Source organism: Pseudomonas sp. F007 (assembly GCF_057814275.1).
This window is the reverse complement of record NZ_JBVATA010000001.1, coordinates 824,708-838,063: the sequence shown is the minus strand read 5'-3', so window position 1 is coordinate 838,063 and position 13,356 is coordinate 824,708. Positions and strand designations below refer to the sequence as shown.

Here is a 13,356-nt window from a genome sequence, read left to right as displayed (position 1 = left end):
CTTTTCACGGGCTGTCTATAAGGACAATAGATAACGGTGGTTGTTCTGAGTCTGGCGAAGTAGGACAATTGTCGGCTTCTCGTCATCATCAGCGATCTTGAATGGCCTTCCTTGCACTCGGTATTAACCACAAGACTGCTTCCGTAGACGTCCGCGAACGCGTGGCCTTTACTCCGGAACAGCTGGTTGAGGCCTTGCAGCAGCTCTGCCGACTCACCGACAGCCGCGAAGCTGCGATCCTCTCCACCTGCAATCGCAGCGAACTCTATATAGAACAGGATCAGCTGAGTGCCGAGACCGTGCTGCGCTGGTTGGCCGACTACCATCATTTAAGCCTCGATGAGCTGCGCGCGAGCGCTTATGTGCATGAAGATGATGCGGCAGTTCGTCACATGATGCGCGTCGCCTCCGGGCTCGACTCGCTGGTGCTGGGCGAACCGCAGATTCTTGGCCAGATGAAATCGGCCTACGCCGTGGCCCGCGAGGCCGGCACCGTGGGGCCGTTGCTCGGGCGCTTGTTCCAGGCCACCTTCAATGCCGCCAAGCAGGTGCGCACCGACACGGCTATCGGCGAGAACCCGGTGTCCGTGGCCTTTGCCGCCGTCAGCCTGGCCAAACAGATTTTCAGCGACTTGCAGCGCAGCCAGGCATTGTTGATCGGTGCCGGTGAAACCATCACTCTGGTTGCCCGGCATTTGCATGAACTGGGGGTCAAGCGCATCGTTGTCGCCAACCGTACCCTGGAGCGCGCCAGTCAGCTGGCCGAGCAGTTCGGCGCCCACGCCGTGTTGCTGTCGGATATTCCGGCCGAGCTGGTGCGCAGCGACATCGTGATCAGCTCCACCGCCAGCCAGTTGCCGATCCTGGGCAAGGGCGCGGTGGAAAGCGCGTTGAAACTGCGCAAGCACAAACCGATCTTCATGGTCGACATCGCCGTGCCGCGGGATATCGAACCGGAAGTCGGCGAACTGGATGACGTCTACCTTTATAGCGTCGACGATCTCCACGAAGTGGTCGCGGAGAACCTCAAGAGTCGCCAGGGAGCAGCCCAGGCGGCGGAAGAGATGGTGTCGATCGGCGCCGATGATTTCATGGTGCGCCTGCGTGAGCTGGCGGCGGTCGACGTGCTCAAGGCCTATCGTCAACAGAGCGAACGCCTGCGCGACGAAGAACTGCAGAAGGCCCAGCGCCTGCTCGCCAACGGCGGCAGCGCCGAGGAAGTGCTGGTGCAACTGGCCCGGGGCCTGACCAACAAACTGCTGCACGCCCCCAGTGTGCAATTGAAAAAGCTTACCGCCGAAGGCCGCCTCGATGCGCTGGCCATGGCACAGGAACTCTTTGCCCTCGGTGAGGGGGCGTCGGATAGCTCTTCGGATAAAAAACCGCAATGAAAGCGTCACTGCTCAATAAACTGGACGTCCTCCAGGATCGTTTCGAGGAACTGACCGCCTTGCTCGGCGATGGCGAAGTCATTTCCGATCAGACCAGGTTCCGCGCTTATTCCAAGGAATACGCCGAACTTGAGCCGGTCGTACAGGCTTATAAAAAGCTGCTCGGCGTACAAGGCGATCTTGAAGGCGCGCAAGCGCTGCTCAAGGACAACGACCCGGACATGCGTGAAATGGCCGTGGAAGAAGTTCGCGATGCCAAGGAATTGCTGGTGACCCTGGAAGCCGATCTGCAACGCATGCTGCTGCCCAAGGATCCCAACGATAGCCGCAACGTCTTCCTCGAAATCCGCGCCGGCACCGGTGGCGACGAGGCGGCGATTTTCTCCGGCGACCTGTTCCGCATGTACTCGCGCTACGCCGAGCGCCGTGGCTGGCGTGTGGAAATTCTCTCGGAAAACGAGGGCGAACATGGTGGCTATAAAGAAGTCATCGCCCGGGTCGAGGGTGACAACGTCTACGGCAAGCTGAAATTCGAATCCGGCGCGCACCGCGTACAGCGTGTACCCGCGACGGAATCCCAGGGCCGCATTCACACCTCGGCCTGCACAGTGGCAGTGTTGCCCGAGCCGGACGAGCGAGAAGCCATCGAGATCAACCCGGCGGATTTGCGCGTCGACACTTACCGCTCCTCCGGGGCGGGTGGTCAGCACGTCAACACCACCGACTCGGCGATCCGCATTACGCACTTGCCGACCGGCACCGTCGTCGAGTGTCAGGAAGAGCGTTCCCAGCACAAGAACCGGGCGCGGGCGATGGCCTGGCTGGTGGCCAAGTTGAATGACCAGCAGACCAGCGCGGCGGCCAATGCCATTGCCAGCGAGCGCAAATTGCTGGTGGGTTCGGGTGATCGCTCCGAGCGGATCCGCACCTACAACTATGCCCAGGGCCGGGTCACCGACCACCGAGTCAACCTGACGCTGTACTCCCTCGACGAGATTCTTGCCGGCGGCGTCGATGCCGTGATCGAGCCGTTGCTGGCCGAGTACCAGGCTGACCAACTGGCGGCGATAGGTGAGTAAATGACCATCATTGCCAGTTTATTGCGCGCCGCCGACCTGCCTGACTCGCCGACCGCGCGCCTGGATGCCGAGTTGCTGCTGGCGGCGGCCCTGGGCAAATCGCGCAGCTTCCTGCACACCTGGCCGGAACGCATCGTGCCCAGCGAAGCCGCGCTGACCTTTGCCGAATACCTGCAACGCCGCCGCAGTGGCGAGCCGGTGGCCTACATTCTCGGCCAGCAGGGTTTCTGGAAACTCGACCTGGAAGTTGCGCCGCACACCTTGATTCCGCGTCCGGACACCGAGCTGTTGGTGGAAGCCGCACTGGAATTGTTGCCAGCCACGCCTGCCCGGGTGCTTGACCTGGGCACCGGCAGCGGGGCAATCGCCCTGGCCCTGGCCAGCGAACGTCCGGCCTGGCAGGTGACGGCGGTGGACCGGGTGCTCGAAGCCGTGGCCCTGGCCGAGCGCAATCGCCAGCGCCTGAATCTGCTCAACGTCACGGTGCTCAGCAGTCACTGGTTCGACTCGCTGAAGGATCATCGCTTCAGCCTGATCATCAGCAATCCGCCGTACATTGCCGCCGCCGACCCGCACCTGGTTGCCGGTGACGTACGCTTTGAACCGGCCAGCGCTCTGGTGGCCGGCGTCGACGGCCTGGACGATCTGCGCCTGATCATTGCCCAGGCACCACAACACCTGGAAGCGGGGGGCTGGTTGATGCTCGAACACGGTTACGATCAAGCCGACGCAGTGCGTGATCTGCTGCAGAGCCAAGGCTTCGACGAGGTCCATAGCCGCAAGGACCTCGGTGGTCATCAGCGAATCAGCCTGGGGCGCCTGCCGTGCTGAACGATCAGGAGCTGTTGCGCTACAGCCGGCAGATCCTGTTGCAGCACGTCGACATCGACGGCCAGCTGCGACTCAAACAAAGCCGCGCGCTGATCATCGGCCTCGGTGGCCTGGGCGCGCCGGTGGCGCTGTACCTGGCAGCGGCCGGAGTCGGCCAGTTGCACCTGGCCGACTTCGATACGGTCGACCTGACCAACCTGCAACGGCAGATCATCCACGACACCGACAGCGTCGGCCTGAGCAAGGTCGACTCGGCGATCCGTCGCCTGAGCGCGATCAACCCCGAGATCGAGCTGCTTGCCCATCGCACCGCGCTGGATGAGGATTCGCTGGCGGCCGCGGTGGCAGCGGTCGACCTGGTGCTCGACTGCTCCGACAACTTCTCCACCCGTGAAGCGGTGAACGCAGCCTGTGTGGCGGCGCGCAAGCCGCTGGTCAGCGGCGCGGCAATTCGTCTTGAAGGGCAGTTGTCGGTGTTCGACCCGCGTCGCGCCGAGAGCCCGTGTTATCACTGCCTGTACGGGCATGGCAGCGAGGCCGAACTGACCTGCAGTGAGGCCGGCGTGGTCGGCCCGCTGGTGGGTTTGGTCGGCAGTCTGCAGGCGTTGGAAGCGCTGAAGTTGCTGGCCGGTTTCGGCGAGCCGCTGGTGGGCCGGTTGTTGTTGATCGACGCGCTGGGCACGCGCTTTCGCGAGTTACGGGTCAAGCGTGATCCAGGTTGCAGTGTTTGCGGTACGCCCCATGCGTGAGGCGCCGGTTGGAGTATTCGACTCCGGAGTCGGCGGGCTCTCGGTGCTGGCGGAGATCCAGCGGCTGCTACCGAATGAGTCACTGCTGTATCTCGGCGATTGCGGGTACATTCCCTATGGCGAGAAAACCCCGGAGTTCATTCGCCAGCGCTGCAGCGTGATGGCGAAATTCTTCCGCGAACAGGGCGCCAAGGCTTTGGTCGTCGCCTGTAACACCGCGACTGTGGCCGGCGTCGCGGATGTACGGCGCGACTATCCAGAGTGGCCCATCGTGGGTATGGAGCCGGCGGTCAAACCCGCTGCCGCGGCCACCCGCAGCGGTGTGGTCGGAGTGCTTGCCACCACCGGAACCCTGCAAAGCGCCAAGTTCGCTGCCTTGCTTGATCGTTTTGCCACTGATGTACGGGTGGTCACCCAACCCTGTCCGGGCCTGGTGGAGATGATCGAAGCGGGCGACCTGCACAGTCCGGCCTTGCGCCAATTGCTTGGGCATTACCTGGAACCGCTGCTGGCGGCCGGTTGCGACACGATCATCCTCGGCTGTACCCATTATCCATTCCTCAAGCACCTGCTGCTGCAGATGCTCCCCGCCGACATCAGCCTGATCGACACCGGTGCCGCCGTCGCCCGGCAACTGCAACGCCTGCTCGCCGAGCGTGAGTTGCTGGCGGATGGGCCGGCAGCGGCCACTCGATTCTGGACCAGTGGCAACCAGCAACACTTCATAAATATCTTGCCGTTACTCTGGAATAACCCCGGCGTTGTGCAAAGCTTCAGTCTGTAGGACGAATCAACAAGCAGGGAAATCCGGCTGAACTTTTGCGCGGGGGCAAGCTTCTATTGCTGCGTCTGTTGAACAAAAACTCTAAAAGTCGTTCGCAAAAAAAGGATGTTTCCTATGAGGCAAGTAGTCTGTCTGGCTGCGCTTGCAGCCGCGTTGTTGGGGAATAGTTTCAGCGTACAAGCAGCGGGCGTGGAGTTCGGGGTAGGCCAGACGAGTGATTCGACCATGACCTATCGCCTGGGGATGCAGTCCGATTGGGACAAGAGCTGGTGGCAGACCGATGTCGGGCGGCTGACCGGTTACTGGAGCGGTGCCTATACGTTCTGGGATGGCGACAAGGAGGCGAGCAATCACAGCCTGTCATTCTCGCCGGTGCTGGTCTATGAATTCGCGGGGGACAGCGTCAAGCCCTACATCGAGGCGGGGATTGGTGTCGCAGTCTTTGCCCATACCGAAGTGGAAGACAACAAGCTCGGTTCGGCTTTCCAGTTCGAAGACCGCTTTGGCGTCGGCCTGCGCTTTGCCGGTGGGCATGAAGTCGGCATTCGTGCAACGCACTACTCCAACGCCGGGATCAGTGATCCGAACGACGGCGTCGAAAGCTACGCGTTGCATTACACGATGCCGTTGTAGGCCTGACTATTTATACGCCGTGGCGATGCCCCGGCGTTCCTCCAGGCACTCAGGTGCGCCCATCTCGAACTCGCGGCAAATCAGCGGACGCTGCTCGTAGATCGTGCACAGCATGGTGTCGCGATCCAGTGCCGCGCACCAGCCATCGTCCAGGCGCAGCATGACTTCGCCGCCCCAATCGTCGGTATCGATGTAGCGCTCGGGCACGCCGGTGTCGGTGATCAGCATGACTTCGAGCTGGCAGCAGCAGGCGGCACAGGTCGAGCAGGTAGCCGACGGATCGACGATTTCGGTGAGGGGGATGGTGTTCATGGGCGCCAGTGTAAGGCAGCAGGCGCACGCCGTGTGAACGCCCTGACGGACGCTCGGCGTCAGACAGGCCTGAACACCTGCCTGACACCGTGGATCAAGGCTGGTCCTCGATGGGCGGCGTGCTCCAGCCGCCGTGTTTACCGATGACCAGGTCAATGCCGTCCGGGCCACTGTTCAGTGGCCAGAGTGCTTGCATATTGAGGGCCGGAAAGCTGATCTGCAGCGGGCGCTGCTTGAGTTGGTCGATGATGTAGTGCGCGGCTTTGTCTGCCGGCAAGCTCAGTGGCAGGGTATCGACGGGGCCCTTGTCGGCCGTACTGGGGCTGGCCACGGTGACTTCGATGCCCTCTGGGGCCAGATCGATTCGTACGGACTCGAACAGATAGCGCAGGCCGGGTTTCGCGCTACCGTTGGCTTCGGAGCGTGGCAACGGCATTTGCGTCAATGGGCTGGCGATGCCGACGAGATGCGGCGCGGTGCCGGCGCGCAACAAAGGCAGGGCGGCGTCGATGCAGAAACTGCTGGCGAGCAGGTTGGTGCGCACCACCAGTTCACTGATCGATGAATCGGACTGCCTGGCGTCGACGAATTCACAGGTCCCGGCATTCAGTATCACCGTGTCCAGGGAGCCCCAGTCGTGCTTGATCTGTTCGCCGATCTCGCGCACGGTCTGGCCGTTGGTCAAATCGCCGGGCAGCACCAGCACCTGGCCCGGGTAGTGGCGGGCGAGGATCTGCAATGGCTCGGCGGTCCGTGCGCTGACCGCCAGATGTACGCCTGCCTTGAGCAGTTGCTCCGCCAGGGCGCTGCCGATGCCGTTGCCGGCGCCGGTGAGCCAGTAGCGTCGTGGTCGTGTGAGGCTCATGCTGCGCTCCTTGTCTGGCATGACTTCCATCCTGAAAGTCGGTGTGCACTGCCCTGCGTCAGGTTAGCCATACAGACCTCCCGCTTCCAGGCGTGTTGGCAGGTTCTTGAAGGCGGCCAGGGCGCGTTCGCGTGATTGACTGAGGTTGACGATGGGCGGGGGATAGCCCGCCACGCCAAACAGTCCGCCTATATTGGCCGGGTTGTGGATATCTTTTTTGCTCAAGTCCGCCAGCTCTGGCAGCCAGTGCTTGATGAACAGGCCTTCGCTGTCGAATTTTTCCGATTGGCTCACTGGATTGAAAATCCGGAAATAGGGGGCCGCGTCGGTGCCGGTGGAAGCGCTCCACTGCCAGCCACCGTTATTGGCAGCCAGGTCACCGTCGATCAGGTGGCGCATGAAGAATCGCTCGCCTTCGCGCCAGTCGATCAGCAGGTTTTTGGTCAGGAACATGGCCACCACCATCCGTAGACGGTTGTGCATCCAGCCGGTGTCCAGGAGTTGGCGCATGGCCGCGTCGATGATCGGCAAACCGGTCCGCGCCTCCTTCCATGCTGCGAGGTCTTCCGGCGCGTTGCGCCAGGCCAGGGCTTCGGTTTCCGGGCGGAAGGCGCGATGTCGGGAGACCCGTGGGTAACCGACCAAAATATGTTTATAGAACTCTCGCCAGAGCAATTCATTGATCCAGGTCACGACTCCAACGCTTCCGCTTTCAAACTCACCCTGATTGCTCTGCAAGGCGGCGTGCAGGCATTGGCGCGGCGAGATCACCCCGGCTGCCAGATAAGTCGAGAGCTGGCTGGTGCCGGGCTTGGCCGGCAAGTCGCGCTCGTCCTTGTAGTAGTCGATCTGGGCGTCCGTGAACTCGGCAAGGCGACGCTGTGCTTCGTCCTCGCCTGCGGGCCACAAGGCTTGCAGCTGTGCACTTGGCGTGGGGAAGCCGTCGAGGTGGGCGGGTATCGGGTCGGGGCTGATGCCAGTCGGGGCCTGCGCCCCGGGCGCTGCGACCAAGGGGGGGAGGCTGCCGTGCAGGCGCGAGTAGCAGACTTTGCGAAACTGGCTGAACACCTGGAAATAGCCGCCGGTCTTGGTCAGGACACTGCCCGGCTGGAACAGCAACTGATCGAGATAGTTGTGCAGGCTGATGCCGGCGGCGTCGAGTGCCTGGCGCACGGCGGCGTCGCGGCGGGTTTCATGCACGCCATACTCGTCGTTGACATGCACGGTCTCGACCCCAAGCTCGTTGCACAGGCGGGCCAATACGCGGGGCGCTTCATCCCAGTGGGAGGCGCTGCGGATCAGCAACGGGATGTTCAGCCTGGCCAATGCCTGACTCAGCTCGGCAAGATTGCGCAGCCAGAAATCCACCTTGCACGGCGCATCGTCATGGGCGAGCCATTGCCCGGGGCTCAGCAGGTAAACCGCGACGCACGGGCCGCGCTGCGCGGCAGCACTGAGGGCGGTGTTGTCATGCAGGCGCAAGTCGCTGCGCAGCCAGACCAATTGCACGTTTGAATCGCCGCGCGACATCAAATCAGCCCTCGCGCAATGAGCGCCTGGTGAGCCGCCAAGGGATCCTCGGCCAGGCACAGATTGGCAAATTCACCGGTCATGCCGGATAACTCGGTGTCGTGAATGCACACCGTGGGGCCGGCCATCAAAATTGGGCAACTGAGCGTGTTCAGAAGTTTCACCAAGTGTTGAAGATTGTTGGTTTTGCTCGAATACAGCAGTACCGCACGGGGCTGCAGGTGTTCGGTGGCCAGGCTCAGCTCGGCGGCAGGCAGGGGCCAGTCGAACACTTCCACCGGGCAGTCGGCGCTGCTGATCAGCCAGGCGACCAGCCACAGGTGCGGTTCGAACGGCAGGTCCGACTGATTGACCAGCAGCACCGGAGCGCCGCGTAGCTGACGGTTGTTGTGGTAGATCCGCGCGCCGAATTTGCTGCGCAGCCAGCTGAAAAAGAAGTTGCGCTCCATCTGCGCGCCAAACAGTCCCTGCCAGCGCTGTTCGAGTTCTGCCAACAGTGGCATCAGCAACTGCTCGCACAGGGTACGGGGCGGATACAGGGACATCGCCTGGTTGAACAGGTCGTCGACCTGGCGCTCAGCCAGGGTACTGATGGCCTGGAGCAGGTTCTGGCGGAACATCTGCCAGTCGTTTTCCACCGGTAGCGCCAACGCCTGGTTGCTGTCGAGTAACGATTTGACCTGGCTGACGGCGACGCCACGATTGAGCCAGGTCAGCACGTCGTGGATGCGTTGTACGTGTTCGCTGGAAAACAGCCGGTGGCCCTTGGGCGTGCGCAGCGGTACCACCAGGCCATAGCGTCGCTCCCAGGCGCGCAAGGTGATTGCGTTGACACCGGTGCGTCGGGCCACTTCCCGGATCGGCAGCCAGCCTTCATCCAGCGCCTGTTGATAGTCGGCGCCGAGGCTTGCGGCAGGGGTGGGAGTGGCGGATGGGATGTTCATTCAGAGGGCATTTCTCAGGCTGAGGTTTTCCGGATGGGGCTGCAGGTAAACCTGTTGCGCAATGTACGGATCGGGATGGTGGCGCAGGTGATGCTTGAGCAGGGTCAGCGGCACCACCAATGGCACGATGCCCTGGCGGTACTGGCCGATCAGTTGCTGGATTTCCTGTTTGTCCTCGTGACTGATGGTCTGCTTGAAGTAGCCACTGAGGTGTTGCAGCACGTTGCTGTGAGTGCCACGGGTTGCGCACTGCTTCAATGCGCTCATCAGGGCGCTGAAATAACGTGGGCCAATGTCTTTCGCGTCGCTCTGGCCCATGTTGCCCAGTAGTTTGCCCAGGGCCTTGTATTGCACCGGGTTGTGGGCCATCAGCAGGTATTTGTAGCGCGCGTGGAAGTCGGTCAGGCCGCGGCGGGTCAGGCCACTGCGCAGCATGTCCTGCCAGGCGGCGTAGGCGAAGACTCGCGTCAGGAAGTTTTCCCGCAGCACCGGGTCGTTGAGGCGTCCGTCTTCCTCCACCGGCAAGTCCGGGTGCCGGGCGCAGAAGGCGTCGGCGTAGATGCCGCGGCTGCCGCCGTCCTGCACATGGCCCTTGGGATGGTAGAGCTTGACCCGCTCCAGCCCACAGGAAGGGGATTTTTGCATGAAGATGTAGCCGCAGATATCGGCCAGCTCAGTGGCCATGCGAGTGCCGTAGTCGGCCAGCGGTTGGGTGACATCCAATCCGGGATCCACGCTGCCGACGGCCCGGCGATGGAGCGCGTCGCCCACCAGGCGGATAGGCTCGCGAGGAATGCCCAGGCCGACCGCGACTTCCGGGCACACCGGGACAAACTCGAAATGTTCACTGAGAACTTCGCTGCACAGCCGGGAATTCTTGTGCCCGGCGTTGTAGCGCACCTCGGCACCCAGCAGGCAGGCACTGATGGCAATCTTCGGTTTGCTCGGGGATTGGCTGGACATCGATGGCCTCGGATTAAACCTGTACAGCGAGAGATAGCTGTACAACATGGCTTAATCATAGAACCAAGGGTCTACAAGTCAAATTTTTTGTATAGGTTTTGCCGTGGGCTGCTGTCCTGGCGACAGCAGCTTGCGAGGCGCCCAGGCGTTATTGCAGGTGTTGGTGCAAGCGGCGGGCGGCTTCCTGGCCGCTCAGCCAGGCCCCTTCGACGCGTCCGGACAGGCACCAGTCGCCGCAGGCGTACAGGCCCAGGTCGGCATCGGCAAGAACACCCCATTCGTGACTGCTGGCGGGGCGGGCGTAGAGCCAGCGATGAGCCAGGCTGAAGGTCGGCGCAGGCATGGCGCTGTGCAGCAGTTCGGCAAACGCGCCATGCAAATGCTCGATCACCGCTTCCTTTGGCAGGTCGATGTGCTGCCGGCTCCAGTTGCTGGTGGCGTGCAGGATCCAGGTGTCGTGGCTGCTGTCGCGTCCCGGTTTGCTGCGGTTGCACGCCAGCCAGTCGAGTGGGCTGTCCTGAACGAAGCAGCCCTGCATGGCGGTATCGAGCGGCGTGTCGAAGGCCAGTGCGACAGCCCAGGTCGGGTCCATTTTGACCCCGGCGGCGACCCCGGCGAGTTTCGGCGCGGCAGCCAGCAGGGCGGTGGCCTGGGGAGCGGGGGTGGCGATGATCACGTGGCTGAAGGGGCCGTGGGTAAAGCCTTCGGCGTCCTGCAGATGCCAGTGTTCTTCACCGCGAAAGACTTCGGTGATCCGGCAGGCGAAATGCACTTCCTGGTCGCCGATCAGGCCGCGGGTGATGGCGCTCATGCGCGGAGTCCCGACCCAGCGCGTCTGCTCGTCGGGCGACGGGCTCAGTTGGCCACCCTGGAAGTTGTACAGTTGCGGCGTCCACTCGGCGGCCCAGCCCTGGCTCTGCCAGCGCTGGACTTCGGTAACAAAACGCCGGTCGCGGGCGGTGAAATATTGCGCGCCCATGTCCAGGGAACCGGCGTCGCTGCGCTTGCTCGACATGCGGCCGCCACTCCCACGGCTTTTATCGAACAACTGCACGGTGTACCCGGTCTCCTGCAGAGCCTGGGCGGCGGAGAGCCCGGCGATGCCGGTACCGATGATTGCAATGGGTAGAGTCATAAGGGCCTCGTTTACCTTTCTCTACAGGCTACGCCGGGGATTAAACCTGTACAATTATATTTTTTGGTATAACTTCCAGCGTTCTGGTTCTGACGGCTTGGCCTATGGTTAATCATGAAACCTGCCCGATCCGAAACGTCCCTGCTTATAAAAATAGACTAGTGATCGAGGTAAAACGCCACGCGAGGAACAAGTCATGCACATATTGCTGACCGGCGGTACTGGTTTGATCGGTCGCGAGCTTTGTCGGCACTGGCTGAGGCAGGGCCACAACTTGACGGTGTGGAGTCGCAGGCCGGAAAAAGTGCCGGGGCTGTGTGGCGCCCAGGTCCGCGCAATTGCCCGGCTGGAGGATCTGGAAGAGACGCCGGTGGATGCGGTGATCAATCTGGCCGGTGCACCGATCGCCGATCGACTCTGGACCCATCGGCGAAAAGCGCTGCTGTGGAGCAGTCGAATCAGCCTGACGGAAACCCTGCTGACGTGGCTGGAAAGTCGTGCGCAGAAACCGCAGGTGCTGATATCCGGGTCGGCCGTGGGGTGGTATGGCGATGGCGGCGAACGGGAGCTGACCGAGGATTCGCCTCCGGTCAGCGAAGATTTCGCCAGTCAGTTGTGCATCGCCTGGGAAGAAACCGCACAGCGCGCCGAAGCCTTGGGCATGCGCGTGGTGCTGATACGGACCGGTTTGGTGCTGGCGGCGCGGGGCGGCTTTTTGTCGCGCCTGTTGCTGCCCTTCAAAGTCGGACTGGGCGGGCCTATCGGCAATGGTCGGCAGTGGATGCCGTGGATTCATATCGATGATCAAATCGGCTTGATTGATTTTCTTCTGCATCAGAATTCGGCCAGCGGTCCCTATAATGCCTGCGCGCCAAAACCGGTACGCAACCGCGAGTTTGCCAAGACCCTGGCCGCGGTGCTGCACCGCCCGGCGTTCATGCCGATGCCAGCCTTCGCGCTGAAGGTCGGCCTGGGCGAGTTGTCGCTGCTGCTGCTGGGTGGCCAGCGCGCGACACCGGCGCGGTTGTTGGCGGCGGGTTACATTTTTCGCTTCACTGATTTGCGCGCGGCTCTGGATGACTTGTCCAGCCGCCTTTGAAATAGGACGTTGCATGACCGATCACGCGTTGCTCCTGGTCAATCTGGGTTCGCCCGCTTCCACACAGGTGGCGGACGTGCGCAGCTACCTCAATCAATTCCTCATGGACCCTTACGTGATCGACCTGCCGTGGCCGGTGCGGCGGTTGCTGGTGTCGCTGATCCTGATCAAGCGCCCCGAGCAATCGGCCCACGCCTACGCCTCGATCTGGTGGGACGAAGGTTCGCCGCTGGTGGTGCTGAGCAAGCGCTTGCAGCAGGCCATGACGGCGCAGTGGACCCATGGTCCGGTCGAGTTGGCCATGCGTTATGGCGAGCCGTCGATCGAGACGGTGCTCACCCGCCTGGCCGCACAGGGCATTCGCAAGATCACCCTGGCGCCGCTGTACCCGCAATTTGCCGACAGTACCGTGACCACGGTGATCGAGGAAGCGAAGCGGGTGGTGCGCGAGAAAAAGCTCGCCGTGCAGTTCTCGATTCTCCAGCCGTTCTACGATCAGGCCGAGTACATCGACGCGCTCGCGGCCAGCGCCGAGCCGTACCTGGAGCAGGACTACGATCACCTGTTGCTGAGCTTCCATGGGTTGCCAGAGCGGCACCTGAAGAAGCTCAATCCGGGACATTGCTTTGAAGCGGGTGGCAATTGTTGCGCCCGGGCGCCTGCCGAAGTGGTTGCCACCTGCTATCGCGCGCAATGCCTGCGCACCGCGGCTGCTTTTGCCAAGCGCCTGGGGTTGCCGGATGGCAAATGGTCAGTGGCATTCCAGTCGCGACTGGGCCGGGCGAAATGGATCGAGCCCTACACCGAGGCGCGTCTTGATGAGCTGGGCAAAAGCGGGGCGAAGAAGATCCTCGTGATGTGCCCGGCGTTCGTCGCCGATTGCATCGAGACTCTGGAGGAAATTGGTGATCGTGGCCTGGAACAGTTCCGCGAGGCCGGAGGCGAGGAGTTGGTGCTGGTGCCCTGTCTCAACGACAACCCGCAGTGGGCGAAGGCGTTGAACAGCTTGTGCGAGCGGGCGCCATTGGCAATCTGAGCGCT

Annotated in this window: 14 protein-coding genes; 8 read left to right on the top strand and 6 right to left on the bottom strand. The window is 62.4% G+C overall.

Annotated features, from left to right (window positions below; all coding sequences use genetic code 11):
* Nucleotides 1-101 precede the first annotated feature (101 nt).
* From hemA to ACZYR5_RS03935, 6 genes are all read left to right on the top strand, one after another.
* Nucleotides 102-1,391, top strand: a complete 1,290-nt coding sequence (gene hemA, locus ACZYR5_RS03960; protein ID WP_489087816.1) for a glutamyl-tRNA reductase — start codon at nucleotides 102-104, stop codon at nucleotides 1,389-1,391.
* Nucleotides 1,388-2,470 carry a peptide chain release factor 1 gene (prfA, locus tag ACZYR5_RS03955; protein WP_489087817.1) on the top strand — a complete coding sequence of 361 codons (1,083 nt, stop codon included), beginning with the start codon at nucleotides 1,388-1,390 and terminating at the stop codon, nucleotides 2,468-2,470. The genes hemA and prfA overlap by 4 nt, the downstream gene beginning before the upstream one ends.
* Nucleotides 2,471-3,301, top strand: coding sequence for a peptide chain release factor N(5)-glutamine methyltransferase (gene prmC, locus ACZYR5_RS03950; protein ID WP_489087818.1), 831 nt, complete (start codon nucleotides 2,471-2,473; stop codon nucleotides 3,299-3,301).
* Nucleotides 3,295-4,050, top strand: coding sequence for a molybdopterin-synthase adenylyltransferase MoeB (locus ACZYR5_RS03945; protein ID WP_489087819.1), 756 nt, complete (start codon nucleotides 3,295-3,297; stop codon nucleotides 4,048-4,050). The genes prmC and ACZYR5_RS03945 overlap by 7 nt, the downstream gene beginning before the upstream one ends.
* Nucleotides 4,043-4,834, top strand: a complete 792-nt coding sequence (gene murI / locus ACZYR5_RS03940) for a glutamate racemase (protein WP_489087820.1) — start codon at nucleotides 4,043-4,045, stop codon at nucleotides 4,832-4,834. The genes ACZYR5_RS03945 and murI overlap by 8 nt, the downstream gene beginning before the upstream one ends.
* 114 nt (nucleotides 4,835-4,948) lie before the next feature.
* Nucleotides 4,949-5,467 (top strand): acyloxyacyl hydrolase, encoded by a 519-nt coding sequence (locus ACZYR5_RS03935; RefSeq protein ID WP_489087821.1) that lies wholly within the window; start codon nucleotides 4,949-4,951, stop codon nucleotides 5,465-5,467.
* Between the two features lie 6 nt (nucleotides 5,468-5,473).
* Here ACZYR5_RS03935 and ACZYR5_RS03930 read toward each other — a convergent pair whose 3' ends face one another.
* The 6 genes from ACZYR5_RS03930 to ACZYR5_RS03905 all read right to left on the bottom strand — a co-directional run bounded on the left by ACZYR5_RS03930 (nucleotide 5,474) and on the right by ACZYR5_RS03905 (nucleotide 11,216).
* A complete protein-coding gene (locus ACZYR5_RS03930; protein WP_489087822.1) occupies nucleotides 5,474-5,779 on the bottom strand; it encodes a YkgJ family cysteine cluster protein in 306 nt (101 codons plus the stop codon).
* A 94-nt stretch (nucleotides 5,780-5,873) separates the two neighbouring features.
* Entirely contained in the window at nucleotides 5,874-6,644 is a 771-nt protein-coding gene (locus tag ACZYR5_RS03925; RefSeq protein ID WP_489087823.1) for an SDR family NAD(P)-dependent oxidoreductase, read from the bottom strand.
* 63 nt (nucleotides 6,645-6,707) lie between these two features.
* Nucleotides 6,708-8,153 carry a deoxyribodipyrimidine photo-lyase gene (gene phrB, locus ACZYR5_RS03920; RefSeq protein WP_489087824.1) on the bottom strand — a complete coding sequence of 482 codons (1,446 nt, stop codon included), beginning with the start codon at nucleotides 8,151-8,153 and terminating at the stop codon, nucleotides 6,708-6,710.
* Between the two features lie 20 nt (nucleotides 8,154-8,173).
* A complete protein-coding gene (locus ACZYR5_RS03915) occupies nucleotides 8,174-9,118 on the bottom strand; it encodes a MerR family transcriptional regulator (protein WP_489087825.1) in 945 nt (314 codons plus the stop codon).
* On the bottom strand, nucleotides 9,119-10,081 hold the full coding sequence (locus ACZYR5_RS03910) for a YbgA family protein (protein WP_489087826.1): 963 nt from the start codon (nucleotides 10,079-10,081) through the stop codon (nucleotides 9,119-9,121).
* A 148-nt stretch (nucleotides 10,082-10,229) separates the two neighbouring features.
* On the bottom strand, nucleotides 10,230-11,216 hold the full coding sequence (locus tag ACZYR5_RS03905; protein WP_489087827.1) for an NAD(P)/FAD-dependent oxidoreductase: 987 nt from the start codon (nucleotides 11,214-11,216) through the stop codon (nucleotides 10,230-10,232).
* A 196-nt stretch (nucleotides 11,217-11,412) separates the two neighbouring features.
* On the opposite strand from ACZYR5_RS03905, the gene ACZYR5_RS03900 reads away from it, so the two are divergent.
* Nucleotides 11,413-12,315 carry a TIGR01777 family oxidoreductase gene (locus ACZYR5_RS03900; RefSeq protein ID WP_489087828.1) on the top strand — a complete coding sequence of 301 codons (903 nt, stop codon included), beginning with the start codon at nucleotides 11,413-11,415 and terminating at the stop codon, nucleotides 12,313-12,315.
* 13 nt (nucleotides 12,316-12,328) lie between these two features.
* A complete protein-coding gene (gene hemH / locus ACZYR5_RS03895; protein WP_489087829.1) occupies nucleotides 12,329-13,351 on the top strand; it encodes a ferrochelatase in 1,023 nt (340 codons plus the stop codon).
* The last annotated feature ends 5 nt before the right edge of the window (nucleotides 13,352-13,356 follow it).

Coding starts and splice junctions, on each gene's coding strand:
- hemA (WP_489087816.1), top strand. CDS start 102: ATGGCCTTCCTTGCACTCGGTATTAACCACAAGACTGCTTCCGTAGAC.
- ACZYR5_RS03910 (WP_489087826.1), bottom strand. CDS start 10,081: ATGTCCAGCCAATCCCCGAGCAAACCGAAGATTGCCATCAGTGCCTGC.
- ACZYR5_RS03905 (WP_489087827.1), bottom strand. CDS start 11,216: ATGACTCTACCCATTGCAATCATCGGTACCGGCATCGCCGGGCTCTCC.
- ACZYR5_RS03915 (WP_489087825.1), bottom strand. CDS start 9,118: ATGAACATCCCATCCGCCACTCCCACCCCTGCCGCAAGCCTCGGCGCC.
- prmC (WP_489087818.1), top strand. CDS start 2,471: ATGACCATCATTGCCAGTTTATTGCGCGCCGCCGACCTGCCTGACTCG.
- ACZYR5_RS03930 (WP_489087822.1), bottom strand. CDS start 5,779: ATGAACACCATCCCCCTCACCGAAATCGTCGATCCGTCGGCTACCTGC.
- hemH (WP_489087829.1), top strand. CDS start 12,329: ATGACCGATCACGCGTTGCTCCTGGTCAATCTGGGTTCGCCCGCTTCC.
- ACZYR5_RS03925 (WP_489087823.1), bottom strand. CDS start 6,644: ATGAGCCTCACACGACCACGACGCTACTGGCTCACCGGCGCCGGCAAC.
- prfA (WP_489087817.1), top strand. CDS start 1,388: ATGAAAGCGTCACTGCTCAATAAACTGGACGTCCTCCAGGATCGTTTC.
- ACZYR5_RS03900 (WP_489087828.1), top strand. CDS start 11,413: ATGCACATATTGCTGACCGGCGGTACTGGTTTGATCGGTCGCGAGCTT.
- ACZYR5_RS03935 (WP_489087821.1), top strand. CDS start 4,949: ATGAGGCAAGTAGTCTGTCTGGCTGCGCTTGCAGCCGCGTTGTTGGGG.
- murI (WP_489087820.1), top strand. CDS start 4,043: ATGCGTGAGGCGCCGGTTGGAGTATTCGACTCCGGAGTCGGCGGGCTC.